At 62.6% G+C, this 16,452-nt stretch carries 18 protein-coding genes; 9 read left to right on the top strand and 9 right to left on the bottom strand.

Annotation, left to right across the window (positions count from 1 at the left end; all coding sequences use genetic code 11):
* Positions 1–98: 98 nt before the first annotated feature.
* Positions 99–875, top strand: a complete 777-nt coding sequence (locus tag TR36_RS03800; protein WP_045387106.1) for a GH25 family lysozyme — start codon at positions 99–101, stop codon at positions 873–875.
* A gap of 45 nt (positions 876–920) precedes the next feature.
* Here the strand turns inward: TR36_RS03800 and TR36_RS03795 are convergent, their stop codons facing one another.
* The 3 genes from TR36_RS03795 to TR36_RS03785 are packed head-to-tail and all read right to left on the bottom strand — an operon-like array spanning position 921 to position 2,903.
* The gene (locus TR36_RS03795) at positions 921–1,712 is read right to left on the bottom strand and encodes a metal ABC transporter permease (RefSeq protein ID WP_045387109.1); all 792 of its coding nucleotides are present in this window, start codon (positions 1,710–1,712) and stop codon (positions 921–923) included.
* Positions 1,705–2,427, bottom strand: a complete 723-nt coding sequence (locus TR36_RS03790) for a metal ABC transporter ATP-binding protein (protein ID WP_062762481.1) — start codon at positions 2,425–2,427, stop codon at positions 1,705–1,707. Before TR36_RS03790 ends, TR36_RS03795 begins: the two co-directional genes overlap by 8 nt.
* The gene (locus TR36_RS03785; RefSeq protein ID WP_045387115.1) at positions 2,424–2,903 is read right to left on the bottom strand and encodes a Fur family transcriptional regulator; all 480 of its coding nucleotides are present in this window, start codon (positions 2,901–2,903) and stop codon (positions 2,424–2,426) included. Before TR36_RS03785 ends, TR36_RS03790 begins: the two co-directional genes overlap by 4 nt.
* Positions 2,904–2,969: 66 nt before the next feature.
* Between TR36_RS03785 and TR36_RS03780 the strand changes: the two genes are divergently transcribed.
* From TR36_RS03780 to TR36_RS03770, 3 genes are all read left to right on the top strand, one after another.
* Positions 2,970–3,941, top strand: a complete 972-nt coding sequence (locus TR36_RS03780; protein WP_045387118.1) for a zinc ABC transporter substrate-binding protein — start codon at positions 2,970–2,972, stop codon at positions 3,939–3,941.
* A 66-nt stretch (positions 3,942–4,007) separates the two neighbouring features.
* Positions 4,008–4,925, top strand: a complete 918-nt coding sequence (locus TR36_RS03775; protein WP_045387121.1) for a diacylglycerol kinase family protein — start codon at positions 4,008–4,010, stop codon at positions 4,923–4,925.
* Complete coding sequence (locus tag TR36_RS03770) at positions 4,922–5,725, top strand: metallophosphoesterase (protein ID WP_045387124.1); 804 nt, start codon at positions 4,922–4,924, stop codon at positions 5,723–5,725. The genes TR36_RS03775 and TR36_RS03770 overlap by 4 nt, the downstream gene beginning before the upstream one ends.
* On the opposite strand, the gene TR36_RS03765 is transcribed toward TR36_RS03770, so the two are convergent.
* Positions 5,722–6,690 carry a type I glyceraldehyde-3-phosphate dehydrogenase gene (locus TR36_RS03765; protein WP_045387126.1) on the bottom strand — a complete coding sequence of 323 codons (969 nt, stop codon included), beginning with the start codon at positions 6,688–6,690 and terminating at the stop codon, positions 5,722–5,724. The genes TR36_RS03770 and TR36_RS03765 overlap by 4 nt on opposite strands.
* Before the next feature lie 57 nt (positions 6,691–6,747).
* Positions 6,748–7,536, bottom strand: a complete 789-nt coding sequence (locus tag TR36_RS03760) for a tellurite resistance TerB family protein (protein ID WP_045388676.1) — start codon at positions 7,534–7,536, stop codon at positions 6,748–6,750.
* A gap of 177 nt (positions 7,537–7,713) precedes the next feature.
* On the opposite strand from TR36_RS03760, the gene TR36_RS16320 reads away from it, so the two are divergent.
* Complete coding sequence (locus TR36_RS16320; RefSeq protein ID WP_255357338.1) at positions 7,714–7,842, top strand: hypothetical protein; 129 nt, start codon at positions 7,714–7,716, stop codon at positions 7,840–7,842.
* Positions 7,843–7,844: 2 nt separating this feature from the next.
* The gene (hemP, locus tag TR36_RS14740; RefSeq protein WP_067397895.1) at positions 7,845–8,006 is read left to right on the top strand and encodes a hemin uptake protein HemP; all 162 of its coding nucleotides are present in this window, start codon (positions 7,845–7,847) and stop codon (positions 8,004–8,006) included.
* Positions 8,007–8,042: 36 nt separating this feature from the next.
* Here hemP and gshB read toward each other — a convergent pair whose 3' ends face one another.
* From gshB to rsmI, 3 genes are read right to left on the bottom strand one after another with little or no spacing between them, the layout of a single operon-like run.
* Positions 8,043–8,975, bottom strand: coding sequence for a glutathione synthase (gene gshB / locus TR36_RS03755; protein ID WP_045387128.1), 933 nt, complete (start codon positions 8,973–8,975; stop codon positions 8,043–8,045).
* 54 nt (positions 8,976–9,029) lie between these two features.
* The gene (locus TR36_RS03750) at positions 9,030–9,359 is read right to left on the bottom strand and encodes a YraN family protein (RefSeq protein WP_045387130.1); all 330 of its coding nucleotides are present in this window, start codon (positions 9,357–9,359) and stop codon (positions 9,030–9,032) included.
* The gene (gene rsmI, locus TR36_RS03745; RefSeq protein ID WP_045387132.1) at positions 9,356–10,201 is read right to left on the bottom strand and encodes a 16S rRNA (cytidine(1402)-2'-O)-methyltransferase; all 846 of its coding nucleotides are present in this window, start codon (positions 10,199–10,201) and stop codon (positions 9,356–9,358) included. The genes TR36_RS03750 and rsmI overlap by 4 nt, the downstream gene beginning before the upstream one ends.
* An 88-nt stretch (positions 10,202–10,289) precedes the next feature.
* Here rsmI and TR36_RS03740 point away from each other — a divergent pair, with 88 nt between their 5' ends.
* The 3 genes from TR36_RS03740 to murJ are packed head-to-tail and all read left to right on the top strand — an operon-like array spanning position 10,290 to position 15,740.
* Positions 10,290–11,459 carry a penicillin-binding protein activator gene (locus TR36_RS03740; RefSeq protein ID WP_045387135.1) on the top strand — a complete coding sequence of 390 codons (1,170 nt, stop codon included), beginning with the start codon at positions 10,290–10,292 and terminating at the stop codon, positions 11,457–11,459.
* Positions 11,416–14,202 (top strand): [protein-PII] uridylyltransferase, encoded by a 2,787-nt coding sequence (locus tag TR36_RS03735; RefSeq protein ID WP_062762417.1) that lies wholly within the window; start codon positions 11,416–11,418, stop codon positions 14,200–14,202. Before TR36_RS03740 ends, TR36_RS03735 begins: the two co-directional genes overlap by 44 nt.
* Positions 14,199–15,740, top strand: a complete 1,542-nt coding sequence (gene murJ, locus TR36_RS03730; RefSeq protein WP_062762415.1) for a murein biosynthesis integral membrane protein MurJ — start codon at positions 14,199–14,201, stop codon at positions 15,738–15,740. The genes TR36_RS03735 and murJ overlap by 4 nt, the downstream gene beginning before the upstream one ends.
* On the opposite strand, the gene TR36_RS03725 is transcribed toward murJ, so the two are convergent.
* Entirely contained in the window at positions 15,731–16,408 is a 678-nt protein-coding gene (locus TR36_RS03725) for a rhomboid family intramembrane serine protease (protein WP_045387138.1), read from the bottom strand. The two genes, murJ and TR36_RS03725, sit on opposite strands and share 10 nt — an antisense overlap.
* Positions 16,409–16,452 lie beyond the last annotated feature (44 nt).

Raw genomic sequence — 16,452 nt, 5'->3', positions numbered from 1 at the left:
AACATATGCCACACAGCGCCCCGCGACAATCGCGCGGGGGTGACGGGCGCGTGATTTCACGGCAACAAGGGGCGACATGATTCGCCACAGGACATCGCATGCGCTCCATACGTCTACTAAGCCTGCTGCTGGTTGCCCTTCTGGCCGCTTGTGGTGCCCGCGAACCCGACAGCGTTCAGGGAATTCCGACGCAATTCGGTGATGCCGCACCCTACGCCTGGCGTGGCCGCAATGTTCCCGCCGCCTATGCCGTGCATGGTGTGGACGTTGCCCGCTATCAGACGCACATCGATTGGGCCACGGCACGCGCCTATGGAATCAGGTTCGCCTTCATCAAGGCAACCGAGGGCGGCGATTACCTTGATCCGATGTTCATCACCAACCGCAACGCAGCCCGCGCCGCGGGGGTGCCCGTGGGTGCCTATCACTATTATTATTTCTGCCGCACACCAGAAGAGCAGGCTGCGTGGTTCATCGCCAATGCACCCCGCCATTCGGGCGATCTGCCGCCCGTTCTGGATATGGAATGGACCCCGACATCGCGCACCTGCCGAATCCGCCCCTCACCAGCCGAGGTGCGCCGTCAGGCCGAAGTGTTCCTGTCGATCTTGGAACAGCATTACGGCCAGCGCCCCGTGGTCTATTCCACCGTGGACTTCTTCCGCGACAACAGCATGTGGCAGGTCCGGGCCGATTTCTGGCTGCGCTCGGTCGCCGGCCACCCGTCCGAGGTTCATCCGGGCCATGACTGGGACTTCTGGCAATATACCGGCACGGGACTTGTTCCGGGCGTCGAGGGCCGCGTGGATCTGAATGCCTTTCGCGGAAACGAGCAGGACTGGCTGAGATGGCTGAACCTGCGCCGTCAGCGGTAATCAAGGATCAACGGGCCGGGGGAAACCTTCGGCCCGTCTCCATGTTCAGGCCCGGCGCAAGCGCCCGACCATGATCGCCAGCAAAAACAACGCGGCCGAGGCCGATACGATGGCAGGCCCTGCGGGAACATCCCAGGTCAAAGATGACCACAGCCCTGTCAGAACCGCCCCTGCCCCCATCAGCGTTGCCCAGACCACCATGGTTTCGGGCGATCGCGCCAAGGGGCGCGCCGCAGCGGCAGGAATGATCAGCAGTGCGGAAATCAGCAGTGCCCCCACGATCTTGAGGGACAAGGCCACCACCACGGCCAGCGCCACGGTCAGGATCAGCGTTTCGCGCGCCGGCCTCTCTCCGGCGGCAGTGGCCAGATCGGCATTGACGCTCGACAGCAGCAGCCTGTTCCACCGCCATGCGATCAGCGCCACCACCAGCAGGGCACCGCCCCAGATGAACAGCAGGTCCATCCGTGATACCGCCAGAATATCCCCGAACAGAAAGCTTTGCAGATCCACCCGCACCCCGTGGACAAAGCTGATTGCCACCAGCCCTGCGGCCAACGCGGAATGCGCAAGAACCCCCAGAACCGTGTCCGCGGCCCAACCCCGCCCCGTCAGCGCGGCAACGGTCAGGGCCATCGCCCCCGCAACCAGCAGCGATCCCAGCCCGATGGGCAATCCTGACGCCAGCGCCAGCGCCACGCCCAGAATGGCCGCATGCCCCGTGGCATCCCCGAAATAGGCCATTCGACGCCACACGACAAAAACGCCCAACGGTCCCGTAGCCAGCGACACGCCAATCCCCGCCAAGGCGGCACGCACCAGAAAGTCGTCAAGCATGGTCACATCCGTCGTGATTATGATGGTGGCGGTACAGGGCAAGGGCTCCTTGGGTCCCCTCGCCGAACAGCGCACGGTATTCGGGGGCGTTGGATACCACGGCAGGTGCCCCTTCGCAGCAGACATGACCGTTCAGGCAGACCACCCTGTCAGATGCCGCCATGACCACATGCAGATCATGACTGACCATCAGCACTGCGGCACCGGTTTCGGTCCGCACTTCCTGCAGCAGCCGGTAGAAGGCCGCTTCGCCCGGTTGATCCAGCCCTTGGGTCGGCTCATCCATCAGAATGGCCTGCGGGGCCTCCAGCAAGGCGCGCGCCAGAAGCACCCGCTGCATCTGCCCGCCCGACAGGCCGGCCAGCGGACGACGCTCGAACCCCGCCAGATCGACCCGCGCCAGCGCGGCAGCGGTGGCGGCGCGCCCCCTCGATTTCGGCAGGGCCAGAAATCGGGCCACATTCAGCGGCAGCGTGGCATCCAGTGCCAGCCGTTGCGGAATATATCCGATCCGCAGCCCCTTTGCCCGCGTTACCAGCCCCCGATCCGGCCGCAGCGCGCCCAGCAACGTGCGCAGCAACGTGGATTTACCCGATCCGTTCGGACCGACGATCGTCACGATTTCCCCCGCGCCGAGGGTCAGATCGACACCTCGGAGCACGGATTGGGTCCCCAGTTTCAACCAGAGATCCCGCGCCTCTATCAATGCCGTCATGCTGCCACGCGGCATTGAGGGCAAAGGCCCAGTGCTTCGATATTGCTGCGTTCGATAACGAACCCAAGATCCTCAGCCGCCGCATCCAATGCGGCACGCACGCTTTGCGCCGGGCTTTCGGCAACGGCATTGCATTTACTGCAGATCAGGAACGCGGGGGCATGCGCCTCTCCCGGATGCATGCAGGCGGCAAAGGCGTTCAACCTGCGGATACGATGGGCCAGACCGTTTTCTACCAGAAACTCCAGTGCACGATAGGCAACAGGCGGCTGTTGCCCGAACCCCTCGGCCGACAGGCGCTGCAGAACCTCATACGCGCCCAGCGCGCGGTGTTCTTCCAGAAGGATTTCCAATGTGCGGCGACGGACAGGAGTCAAGCGCAGGCCTTCGCGCTGGGCAACAACCTCGGCCCGCGCGATACCATCCCCTGTGCAATGGTCGTGGTTATGATCGGCAAAGGCGAGCGTCTCGGCCATGAAGTCCTCTTGACGTGTTATGTTATTACATATAACCCCTCACCGCAAATTAGGAAAGGTCTTGAGATGCGTTATACCATATCGTTATTGCTGGCGAGCCTCGCAACGCCCGCTCTGGCCGCTCCGTCGGTGGTAACGGATATAGCACCTGTCACATCGCTGGTGTCGCAGGTCATGGGAACAACAGGCAAACCGACAGGACTGCTGCCTGCCGGGGCGGATCCGCACCATTTCCAGATGCGCCCGTCACAGGCCGGTGCCTTGCAGGATGCGGATCTGGTTATCTGGCTGGGGCCGGAAATGACGCCTTGGCTGACAGGTCCGCTAGAGGCTGCGAACCCCGACGCGATGCTGCGCCTGCTGAACACCTCGGGCCTCCATCTGCTGAGCTATGCAGATGATGACCATGACGATCACGACGATCACGGCCATGATGACCACGGCGAACATGATCACGAGGGGCATGACCATGAAGGTCATGACCACGCCGATCATGACGAAGATGAACATCACCATGAAGGGACCGACCCCCACGCATGGTTGAACCCCGAAAATGCGGTTCTATGGCTGGATGCGATTGCGACCGAGCTGTCGGAAATCGACCCTGAAAACGCGGAAACCTATCGTGCAAACGCAAATGCCGCGATTGCAGCCACCAAAGAGCTGGATGAGAAACTGGCCGCCCAACTGGCCCCTGTGGCCGATCAACCGATCGTGCTGTTCCACGATGCCTACAACTATCTGGCCGATCACTACGGGCTGAATGTTGCAGGGGCAATTTCGGCCGGGGATGCTTCGTCCCCCTCGGCGGCGCGTCTGGCCGAAATCCGGGCCTCTGCCGGTCCGGCCACCTGCATCTTCCCTGAAAAGCAGCACGATCCGAAGCTGGCGCAACAGATGGCCGATGATGCGGGTGTCCACCTCGGCGGCGCATTGGATCCGGAAGGAACCAGCCTGACGCAAGACGCAGATCTTTACGCCACAATGATGCAGGATCTGGTAGATACCCTGACCGACTGCATGACCCGGAAGGATTGAACCATGAGGGGCGGGAACCACATCCCGCCCCTTCTGCGTTGACGGGTGACGTTACTGGAGACCGCAATGCCCGTTGATCCCGCCTCGATCTGTGTGATCGCCAACCCGCATTCAGGGCGCAACAGCCGTGATGCCGAAGCAATCGACACGGCCATGCAGGTTTTCGGCACGGCCACGCTGCGCCGCTGGAAGATGGGCGAGGATCTGGCGCAAACCGTCAAGGAGGCGGTTGCCGACGGATTTACGACGATTGTTGCAGCGGGTGGTGACGGAACGATTATGGGCGTGGCGAATGCCCTTGCGGGAACCGATGCGAACCTTGCCGTTCTGCCGCTTGGAACCTTCAACTATTATGCCAGAGGCCTCAGACTGCCTCAGGAACCGGACGCCGCAGCACGTGCCATCCTGAACGGTCATCCCCACCGTATTGCCGTTGGAACAGTGAACGGACAGGTATTCCTGAACAACGCCAGTCTGGGCATCTATCCCTCCATCCTGAAGCAGCGTGAATCGGTCTATGCGCGTTATGGCCGTTGGCGGCTGGCCGCGCATTGGTCCGTGCTGAAAACATTCATGCGGTACCGGAAACCGTGGAACGTGACCCTCCGGACCCCCACGGAAACGCGGGTGCTGAATACACCGCTGATCTTCGTTGCGCGATCGGCCTATCAGCTGGAACGGTTCGGCCTGCCCGGCGGTGAAGAAATCTCGAATGATGATCTGGTGCTGTTCGTGGCACATGCCGAAGGGCGGCGGGCATTGCTGAAGCTGACGTGGCGGTTGCTGTTCCGCGGCGTAAAGCTGGGACGGGACGTTGATCTGATCCATACCGGTCATGCCACCATCTCCACCCCCAAGAACCAGCTTCTGGTGGCTTATGACGGTGAGAAGTCCCGTATGGAAACACCTCTCGATTTTCGGATCATGCCGGATGCCCTGTCGATCATCCTGCCGGATGAGGCAGACACGGTGGATACCCCATGAGGCGCATCGTCCATCTGTCCGACCTCCATTTCGGCCGAACTTCCCCTGCCCTGCTGGAACCGTTGATCCAGCAGACCAACCGGCTGAAGCCGGATCTTTGCGTCATTTCGGGGGATTTCACGCAACGCGCCCGGCATAGCCAGTTCCGAGAGGCAGCGGCATTCATAAAGCGTATCGATGCTAAGGTTCTGACTGTCCCCGGAAACCATGACACCCCTTTGGACAACCTGTTCGTCCGTATGATCCGCCCGTGGAGCAGGTATCGAAAATACATCAACCAGGATCTGGAAACCACGTATCAGGATGACCGGATGGTTGTTGCAGGAGTGAATACTGCAAACCCCTGGGTGCATCAGGCAGGCCGTTTCTCGGACGAGGATCTGCAGAGGGTCTGCGGGATTTTCGCCGACGCGGGGGACAGGGCAAGGGTCGTGGTAATGCACCATCCGCCCGAACATCTGGAAGGATCGGACAAGACGCTGATGAAGGGGGCCGCCGCCGCCCTGAGGGGGCTGGCCGAATGCGGTGCCGACGTGGTTCTATGCGGGCATATCCATCGCACCCATATCAGCCCCTTTACCACCGCGCCGGGCCTTTTGTTCGTGCAAGCGGGCACCGGGCTGTCCAATCGCCTGCGAAACGAGGAGAACAGCTTCAACGTGCTGGATGTCAGCCGTCCCGAAATTGCAGTTCAGGCCATTTCAGCCGGGGCCGATGGCAAATTCGCGGTAACGGCCAATGTCCGGTTCCGCCGCGCCCCCGAAGGGTGGCTGAAGCTGGAAGAGCCCCTGCCGACCTAAAGCCGTGTTGCCATATCCAGCATCCGGTTGGAAAAGCCCCATTCGTTATCGTACCAGCCGAACACCCGCAGCATTCCTTGCGGTGTGACCCGTGTTTCGGGACAGGCCATGATGATGCTTTCCCCCCGCGCCCGCAGATCGGAGCTGACCAATGGCCTGTCGGTTGCCCCGATAACCCCGCCTGCCGTGCGAAACACCGAATTCACAGCCTCTGCAGATATGGGCCGTTCGGTCATGACAGCCAGATCCACCGCTGACACCGAGGCGACGGGCACCCTGACTGCCGACCCCAGCACCCGCCCGGCCAGATGGGGCAACACCTCATCCACCAATCGCTGCGCCGAGGTTGTGGTCGGTACCATCGACAGGGCCGCTGCACGAGAGCGCGCAAAATCGGCAGCAGGGGCATCCACCGTCGGCTGGCTGCCGGTATAGCAGTGGATCGTTGTCATCGTACCGGTCACAATCCTCCAATGCCGGTCCAGCAGATCCATCAGGGGGGCTACGGCATTTGTGGTGCAGGAGGCATTGGAGATGATGCGATGCCCGGCATGAACCGCAGAATCGTTCGCCCCCAGTACGACCGTGATATCCGCCGCCGCCAAAGGGCCGGAAATCAGCACGCGGCCTGCCCCCGCAGCCAGGCCCCGTTCCGCAATATCGCGCGCATTTGCATGGCCCGTGCATTCCAGCACCAGATCGACACCCCGCAGATCCAAAGTGGAGAGATCATGCGTACGATGCAGGGGAAACGCGTGGCCATCGACCACCAGCGCCCCCGCCTCCAGCTTTACCGTTCCGGGCCAAGGGCCGAACACGCTGTCATATTCAAACAGATATGCGCACATTTCCGGCGTGGCGATATCATTGATTCCGACAATCGTGATGCCGGGCCAGCCACCCTTTGCCCATGCACGCAGAACCGAGCGGCCTATCCGGCCAAATCCGTTTAGAAACACGCGCATCGTACCCTCCGGTCTGCTGCCTGTCTGTCGAAGCAGAAAACGGAGGGCGCGGCAAGGTCAGGAAAGAGACGCGACGCGCGCGTGCAGATGGCTGACCAGCTCCGGCTCCATCTTCATCCGCGCGGCCAGCATGGCCAGATAGCCTTTTTCAGCGGGGCCTTCGGGATCGACCACCAACAGGGATGCCGCGTAGATCTCGGCTGCTTCTTCGGGGGTGGAGGCCAGACCCGCGACATGCCCCACATCCAGCGGTTTGTTCAATTCCGACGCGATCAGCTCTTCGGCTTCGGCATCCAGCCCGATCAGACCCAGTTGCTCGGTAATCTGTGCCCGTTCGGTATCCGTGATATGCCCGTCGGCCTTGGCCGCCGACACCATGGCCTGTACCAGACGTGTCGCCAGATCATCGGCTGCGTCCTCGTTGTCGGGCATGAAGGGCGTTCCCTCGGGGGCTGGCAGTTCGGCTGCAGGTGCTGCCTGCGAAACCTCGGCCGGTTTGCCAGCCTGCCAATCCTGCCATGCGCGATAGGCCAGCGCACCGATGACTGCCGTACCACCCATCCGCAGGGCGCTTCCGGCCATCTTGCGGGTGCCCTTGCTGCCCAGAAGCAGGGCCAGAAGGCCACCGCCTGCCGCAACCTTCGTCATGCCGGACTGTTTGCCCAGCATCTCCCGCGCCTGTCCGGCCAACTGACCCAAACCACCGGATTGTCCGCCACCCAGCAAACCGCCCAGACCGCCCGAACCCGATTGTCCGCCGCCCAGCAAACCACCAAGGCCCCCGGCACTGCCAGTATTGCCCATTCCACCCAACAGCCCGTCCAGCAACGATTTTGCGTTCTTCATAGCGTCCTCCATTCACAGGTCCCTTCCGATATGGGGTGTGCCTGGCCCGAACCAAACGCGACGAAACGCCGCTTTTATTTCCGAGTAAAAGAATAAGGCTTTACACAACCGACCTTTTCACTCAACTTTAGGGCATAGAGTTGAGCAACCAACCGATTCCTTTCCTGCGGGTGTCCCATGTATGAAAATCACGCCGATACTCGCCAAACCCCCGATCCGGGGCCGTGGGATATGCTGCGCCAGTTTCTGGCAGGTATTGCCCCGGGCTTCGGGTTTTCTGCCCTTATCGACAGAATGGAGCGTTAAGCATGAATGCCATGACCGATATTTCCGCCTTTATCGACAACAGCATGCCGGTACATGATGCCAACCACCTGACGGATGGCGGCAATCAGGCGCGGATCGTGCTCAACGGCCAGATCTACAGCCTACGGATCACCCGCGCTGGCAAACTGATCCTGACGAAATAAAAAAAGCCCGCCAGACCGGCGGGCTTTTTCATAGGTTCAGGCCTTGGCCTCTATCGCATCCCAGATAAGGCCGGCCCCGTTGGTGCCATCAAATCGCTCCAGCTCCTGCAGGCCGGTGGGCGATGTCACGTTGATCTCGGTCAGCCAGTCACCGATCACGTCGATACCCACGAACAGCTGTCCCTTTTCCCGCAGGGTCGGGCCGATTGCCGCGCAGATCTCGCGATCCCGTGCGGTCAGCTCCACCTTCTCGGCGCGTCCGCCCACATGCATGTTCGACCGTGTCTCGCCTTCCTGCGGAACGCGGTTGATCGCGCCGATCGGTTCCCCGTTTACCAGAATGACCCGCTTGTCCCCCTTGGAAACCGCAGGCAGGAATTTCTGGACGATCAGGGGCTCCCTGCTCATGCCCGTGAACATTTCATGCAGGGACGAAAGATTGCGATCATTCGCATCCAGGCGGAATACTCCCGCCCCGCCGTTGCCATAAAGCGGCTTCAGGATGATGTCGCCATGGCGTGCCTTGAACTCGCGGATCGTTGCCAGATCCCGGGCAATCATCGTGGGCGGCGTCAGTTCGGGGAACGTCAGTACCAGCAGCTTTTCGGGATAGTTGCGCACCCAGAACGGATTGTTCACCACCTGCACGCTGGGGGGCAGCATGTCCAGCAGGTGGGTGGATGTGATGTAGCCCATATCGAACGGCGGGTCCTGACGCAGCCAGACCACGTCGAAATCCGCCAGATTGACGACCACGGTTTCCCCAAGGGTAACGTGGTTGCCCTTTTCACGCCGCAGCGTCATCCATTGGCCGCGCGCCGTGATCCGGCCCTCGTCAAAGGCCAGATGCTCGGGGTGGTAATGGAACAGCTCATGCCCCCGCTCCTGCGCCTCAAGCGCGATGCGGAACGTGCTGTCCCCGTCTATGTTGACTGACCCGATAGGGTCCATCTGGAAGGCGACTTTCATCGTCAACTCCTGTTGTGTGGCCCTATCTGTGGCCGAAACGCGGGGCGGTTGCAATCAGCCAAGGACGTTGGAAATCACCTCGACCCGCCCCTCCGGATCAACCAACGCAACGTCAAACCTGCAATCGGTGCGCTGGCCCATCGGCTCATCCGCCAGAAACGCCAGCGCAGAGGCGCGTATCCGCGCGATCTGGGCAGGCCGGAGGGCGTGGGCCGCCCGTTTTCCGGCCTTTACCTCCACGAATATCACCGTGGCCCCGTCCCGCAGGATCAGATCGATTTCCCCCGCAGGCCCACGCCAGCGTTGGGCCGCCACCGGCAGGGCATAGTGGCGAATGACAATTCCCTCGGCCGCCAGCCCCGCATGGTAGTTCGCGGCGGTCATGTCAGGCGCAGCGCCATCTGGTACACGTCACGCTTTGGCAGGCCCAGACGTGCCGCCACCGCGGCAGAGGCATCCTTGACCGAAGCGGTCTGCAGCGCGGCCCGCAAGGCGGCCTCGATATCCTCCTCGGCGGGCGCCTCGACCACGCCCCGATCCACCAGCACCACAATTTCACCCTTCACCTCCCGCGCGGCATAGGTTTCGGCCAATGCGGGCAAGGTGTCGCGGGTGATCTCCTCGAACCGTTTCGTCAGCTCGCGGCACACCACCGCATCACGATCGCCGTAAACCTCGGCCATATCCACAAGACAGGCCGCCAGACGGCGGGGCGATTCGTAAAATATCAGCGTGGCCTGCACGCCGGCCACCTCGCGCAGGGCCTTCTGGCGCGCGGCCCGTGTGGCGGGCAGAAACCCCGCAAACAGGAACCGGTCCGACGGCAAGCCGGCCACCGTCAGTGCGGCAATGACCGCCGACGGGCCGGGGGCCGTATGCACCGCGATCCCTTCGGCGATCACCGCACGCGACAGCTGGAATCCGGGATCGGAGACAAGCGGCGTGCCCGCCTCCGAGGCATAGGCCACGCTTTTCCCCTCGGCCAGAACCCGGATCAGACGCCCGCCCACCTGCGCCTCGTTATGGTCGTGGCAGGCAATGATCTGACGGTTGTTCAGCGGAATGCCGTGAATTTCCATCAGGTGCCGCAGGGTGCGCGTATCCTCTGCCGCCAGAACATCCGCGTCCCGCAGAATATCCAGCGCGCGCAACGTGATGTCACGCGCTGCCCCGATGGGGGTGGCCACAAAATACAGGCCGGGGGCCAATGCCACGCCGTCCGCCATCAAGATATCCTTCCGCTCATTGCCATGTGTCCGCAGAAACCGTAGTCTCTCACGTAAAGTTGTGTCCCCGAAATGAGGAACGTACCGAATGTTGTCTGTTTTCAGCCGCGCCCGCAAGATGGCGGGCCAGACCCTTCTGGCTCTCTCCGCTCTGGCCTTGGCCGCTTGCGAACCTCTGAGTACCGCCGGAACGTCTTCGGTCAGCCGCAACCAGCCGGTGCAGGTGGCCCTGCTCGTCCCGTCAGGCTCGGGCCGCGCCAGCGATGAGGATCTGGCCAAGGCGCTGGAAAACGCCGCCCGCCTGGCAATCCGTGACCTGGGTCAAAGCCAGATCGAACTGCGGGTCTATCCGACGTCCGGCCAGGCCTCGGTGGCAGCGCAGCAGGCCTCCCGTGCCGTATCCGAAGGGGCCGCCGTCATCCTTGGCCCGCTTTATGCCGCCGAGGCGAATGCGGTGGGCCATGCCGTCGCACCGCAGAGCATCAGCGTTCTGGCATTTTCCAACAACACCTCCATTGCCGGCGGCAATGTGTTTGTTCTGGGCCAGACATTCGAGAATACGGCGCGCCGTCTGGCAGGCTATGCCGCCTCGCATGATGCGGGCCGCATGGCAATCGTCTATGACCGTAATGCCGCAGGCGAGGCTGGCCGTGCCGCCATTGCCGCCGGTGCACAGCAGGCAGGCGTGGCTGTCGTGGCGCAAGAGGGATATGACTTCTCGCAGAACGGCATCCGCAATGCCGCCGGTGGCATCGCCGAGCGGGCGCAGGCCGCAAACGCCAATTCGGTCTTCCTGACAGCGGATTCGGCAGGCGCGCTGCCCATGATCAGCCAGTCCCTGCGCGATGAGGGCCTGTCCCCCGACATGGTGCAATTCATCGGTCTGACGCGTTGGGATATCCCGACACAGACGCAATCCCTGCCGGGCGTTCAGGGGGGCTGGTTCGCCCAGCCCGATCCGAATGCATGGGGCCAATACGTCAGCCGTTACACCCAGGCCTACAGCGCCGCCCCGCATCCGATCTCCGGTCTGGCCTATGACGGCATCGCGGCCATCGGTGCCTTGGTCAAGGCAGGCCGCCCGATCAATGCATCCACATTGACCCAGGGCTCCGGCTTTGCCGGCACCAGCGGCGCGTTCCGCCTGCTCAGCAACGGGACCAATGAACGTGCGCTTGCCATCTCGCAAATCTCCAACAACCAGGTGCGTGTGATTGACCCTGCCCCAACCAGCTTCCGCGGTGGTTTCGGCTTCTGAGCCGGACACAGGAACCATCCTTTCCAACCCGTCGGCCCTTCCGGGGGTCGACGATCTTCTGACGGCGATCGAGGCTGAGCTGACGCCGGATATGGACCCGCGCGCCATACGTGATGTCGCAGTCCGGCATCTGTCCGCCACCCGCACCGGCACCGAGGCAAAGCTGGCGGCGGCATTTGCCGACCACCCCCGACACGCCCGCGCGCTGATCACCGGACAGGCCCATCTGACCGATGCACTGGTCGTGACGGCATTCCGTCTGGCACAGCGCCACGTCGGCCCGCGGGATGCGACATTGCATCTGGGCCTGCTGGCAGTCGGTGGATATGGCCGTGCCGAAATGGCCCCCCATTCCGATGTGGACCTGCTGTTCCTGACCCCGCCCCGCAGTACCGATCAGGACCGTGCCGTGATCGAGGCCACGCTTTATATCCTGTGGGATCTGAAGTTGAAGGTCGGCCATTCCACCCGCAATATCCGCGATTGTCTGAACATGGCACGCGAGGATATCACCATCCGCACGGCCCTGCTGGAGCGTCGCTACCTGACCGGCAACGAGGCCTTGGCCGACGAGTTGTCCGAACGCCTGTGGACAGAGTTGTTCCGACGGTCCGGCCCGGAATTCATCGAGGCAAAGCTGGCGGAACGCGCCGCCCGCCACCTGCGCCAGGGCGGCCAGCGCTATGTGCTGGAGCCGAATGTGAAGGAAGGTAAAGGCGGACTGCGGGACCTGCAGACCCTGTACTGGATCGGGAAATACCTGCACCGTGTTCCCCGTGCCGAAGGGCTGGTTGCCGCAGATCTGTTTACCCGCGAAGAGTACAACCTCTTCCGCGCCGCCGAAGACTTTCTCTGGACCGTGCGGTCGCATCTGCATTACGCGGCCGGTCGCGCGGTGGACCAGCTGACATTCGACATGCAGGTAGAGGTGGCCCACCGTATGGGCTACGAGGATCTGCCCGGCCGCCGCGCGGTCGAACGGTTCATGCAGGATTATTTCCGTCAGGCCACCCGCGTCGGAGAGCTGACAAGCGTCTTTCTTGCGGAACTCGAGGCGCGCCATGCCAAGCGTGAACCCGCACTGATCGGCCTTATCCGCCGACGCCGGACAGTGCGCCCGGAATGGCGACTGAACTTCGGCCGCATCGAACCGCGCGATCCCGCGGCCTTTCTGGCCGACAAACGCAATATCCTGCGCATCTTCGAAGAGGTTCTGCGTACCGGATACATGATGCACCCCGACACCCTGCGACTGATCGCGGCGAACCTGCCGATGATCGAGGACGGCATGGCGCAGGACCGTGAGGCGCACCGGATATTCCTCGATATCCTGCTGAAATACGGCAACCCCGAACGCATCTTGCGTTCCATGAACGAACTGGGGGTTCTGGGCGCGTTCATCCCGGAATTCGGGCGCATTGTGGCGATGATGCAGTTCAACGTGTACCACCATTACACGGTGGACGAGCATACGATCCAATGCATCTCTACCCTGGCCCAGATGGAGGGCGGGGAATGGGCGGATGACCTGCCCTTTGCCATCAGCACATTGGGCGACAGTGCATCGCGACGCATTCTGTATGTTGCGCTGCTGCTGCACGACATCGGCAAGGGCCGCCCCGAGGACCATTCGATCCTGGGGGCCCAGATCGCCCGGCGCGTTGCCCCGCGTCTAGGCCTCTCTGCCGAGGAATCGGAAACGGTCGAATGGCTGGTGCGCCATCACCTCCTGATGTCCGACGTGGCGCAAAAGCGCGACATCTCGGACCCGCGGACCGTGGCGGATTTCGCCAAGGCCGTGAAATCGCGGCGGCGGCTGGATCTGCTGACCGTCATCACCACCTGCGACATCATCGGCGTCGGCCCCGGCACATGGAATAACTGGAAGGCGCAGCTTTTGCGCCAGCTCTACCGTGATACCGAAACGGCGCTGGAGGGTGGGCTTGAAACCCTGAACCGCCAGCACCGTGAGGGTGAAGCCCGCCGTGCCCTGCGTACCGCGTTGAAGGATTGGGACCCGAAGGCCCTGCGCACCGAGATGTCGCGCCATTACCCCCCCTACTGGCAGGGATTGCCGACCGAGGCGCAGATCACCTTTGCCCACCTGCTGCGCGATCTGGGCGATGATGAAATCCGGATCGATCTGGATGCCGAGCCGGACCGCGCCGCCACCCGCGCCTGTTTTGCGCTGGCAGACCATCCGGGCATCTTCTCCCGCCTTGCCGGTGCGCTTGCATTGGCCGGGGCAAATATCGTCGATGCCCGCACCTATACATCGAAGGACGGCTATGCCACGGCGGCCTTCTGGATACAGGACGGGGACGGCGCCCCCTACGACATGGCCCGCCTGCCCCGCCTGCGGCTGCTGATCGAGCGTATCCTGAAGGGGGAGGTCGTGGCACGGGAGGCCTTTGCCGATCGCGACAAGGTGAAGAAGCGCGACAGTGCTTTCCGCTTTCCCACGCATGTCGTTTTCGACAATGACGGATCCGAGATCTACACGATCATCGAGGTCGACACCCGCGACCGCCCGGGCCTGCTGCATGACCTGACGCGGACGCTGGCTGCCGATAACGTCTATATTGCCTCGGCCCAGATCGCGACCTATGGCGCGCAGGTCGTCGATACCTTCTATGTGAAAGATATGTTCGGCTTGAAACTGCATAACCGATCCCGCCGAGAGAGCCTTGAGGCCAAATTGCGCCAAGCCATGAAAGATGGCGTCAAAAGGGCCGGCAGATGAGCCGCAGCCTTGTGCGCGGCTTTCTGACCGTGGGTGGATGGACGTTCGGGTCGCGTTTGGCGGGCTTTGTACGTGATGTGATGATGGCCGCCTATCTGGGCGCGGGGCCGGTGGCAGAGGCGTTCCTTGTCGCGTTCTCCCTGCCCAATATGTTCCGCCGGTTCTTTGCCGAGGGCGCGTTCAACATGGCCTTCGTGCCGATGTTCGCCAAGAAGGTGGAGGCCAACGAGGATCCGCAGCGTTTTGCCCGCGATGCCTTCAACGGATTGGGCAGCGTGCTTCTGGCAGTCACGCTGATCGGTACGATCGCGATGCCGGGGCTGGTATGGCTGATGGCCTCGGGCTTCGTCGGAGATGAACGCTTCGGGCTGGCTGTGGAATACGGGCGGATCGGTTTTGTCTATATCCTGTTCATCTCGCTGGTCGCCCTGATCTCCGGTGTGCTGAACACGCATGGCAGGTTCACCGAGGCGACGCTTGTCCCGGTCATGATGAACCTGATTTTCATCGCCGCCATGCTGCTGGCCGATCGCGCCGGATGGGACATGGGCCTGACACTGGCATGGACCGTGCCGGTAACCGGCGTGGCCCAATTCGCATTCACATGGTGGGCCGCACGGCGTGCCGGATACACGTTCATCCCCGGACGCCCCCGGATGACACCGGAACTTAAACGGTTGCTGATCATCGCCGGCCCCGCCGTTCTGGCAGGGGGCGTGGTGCAGGTAAACCTGCTGGTTGGCCGTCAGGTGGCCAGCTTTACCGAAGGGGCCGTGGGCTGGCTGTCCTATGCCGACCGCCTGTACCAATTACCTCTGGGCGTGGTGGGGATTGCCATCGGAACGGTACTGCTGCCCGAACTGTCGCGCCGCCTGCGGGCGGGCGACGCCGAGGGCGGGCGCGCCAGTTTCAACCGCGGAATGGAATTTGCCGCATTGCTGACCCTGCCTGCCGCCGTGGCATTGGTCGTCCTGGCCTTGCCGTTGACATCGGTTCTGTACCAGCGCGGGCAGTTCAGCCCGCAGGATGCGCAAAATACGGCGATGGTGCTGGCAGCCTATGGATTGGGGCTACCGGCCTTCGTTCTGCACAAACTGTTCCAGCCCCTGTATTACGCCCGCGAAGATACCCGTAGCCCCTTCCGCTTCGCTGTCTGGTCCATGGTGGTGAACGTGGGCTTTGCCGTCGGCATGATGCCCGTCATGGGGTTCATGGCGGCAGCCCTTGCCACGACCGTTTCCGGCTGGGTCATGTTTGCCCAGCTGTGGTGGGGGGCCCGCGGAATGGGTGAGGCCGTTCGTGCCGATACCCGCCTGCGCCAGCGTCTGCCACGCATCATCCTGGCCTCCGGCATCATGGGGGGGGTGCTTTGGGGCGCGGCGCGCCTGCTGGCCACGCCCCTGGCCACCGAGGGGCTTCGCTATGCCGCACTGGCGCTGCTGGTGGCCCTTGGCATCATCAGCTATTTCGGGGCCGCGTTCATTCTGGGGGCCTTCCGGCCCACCGACATGAAATCCGCCCTGCGTCGTCAGCGCTGACGCAACCGCGCCAGAACCCGTGCCGTCCCGCCGGGGCTGACGACAAAGGATACCAGGAAGCCCGTTGCAAAACCGGCCAGATCACCGACCCATTGCAGCCCCGTACCGAACAGGGCTGCAAACAACAGTTGCACCCCCAGCAGCACCCCGATCAGGGAAAACGCGCGATATTGCGACCCCGATCCCGCCAGCCGCACCCAAAGCAGAAATGTGAATGCGCCGATCAGCCCGTAGACGGCTGGATACGCCCCGATCAACGGTGCCTGCACATTCGGCAGCGCGCCATAAACCACTGCCCCGACAACGGCGGACAGAAAGAAGACCACCAGTACTGCCCAGGGGCGGAAGACCTCCCCCACCATCTTGCCCAGCGCCAGCAGGATCACGACCGCAAAGATGGCCTGGGTAAAGGAGCCCTGCACAAAGGGATAGGTCACGAACCGCATCAACTGTTCGGGCGGCCAATCGCTATTGGCCCACATCGCCTGCAGGATCTGCGGAAAAAACGAATAGGATTCCAGCGCCGACAAACGCCAGCCAATCGCGGCCGCATTTCCCGATAGCCCCGATTGGCCCAGCGCGAACACCACTTCCAGTGCGATGATCGGCAGTGCCAGCAGCCACACCACCCAAGGTAGCGGATTGATCGGATTGGTATGCTGTTCCATTGCTGGCCCCTTGCCTTGTGTATCCCCCGAGCGTTAAGCCGAAA

Origin of the sequence: Falsirhodobacter sp. alg1, from assembly GCF_000739715.2 — a bacterium.
In the GTDB taxonomy this organism is placed as follows: Bacteria; Pseudomonadota; Alphaproteobacteria; order Rhodobacterales; family Rhodobacteraceae; genus Falsirhodobacter.
Note: the sequence above shows the minus strand (reverse complement) of the source record. Positions and strands in the feature narration are given on the sequence as shown.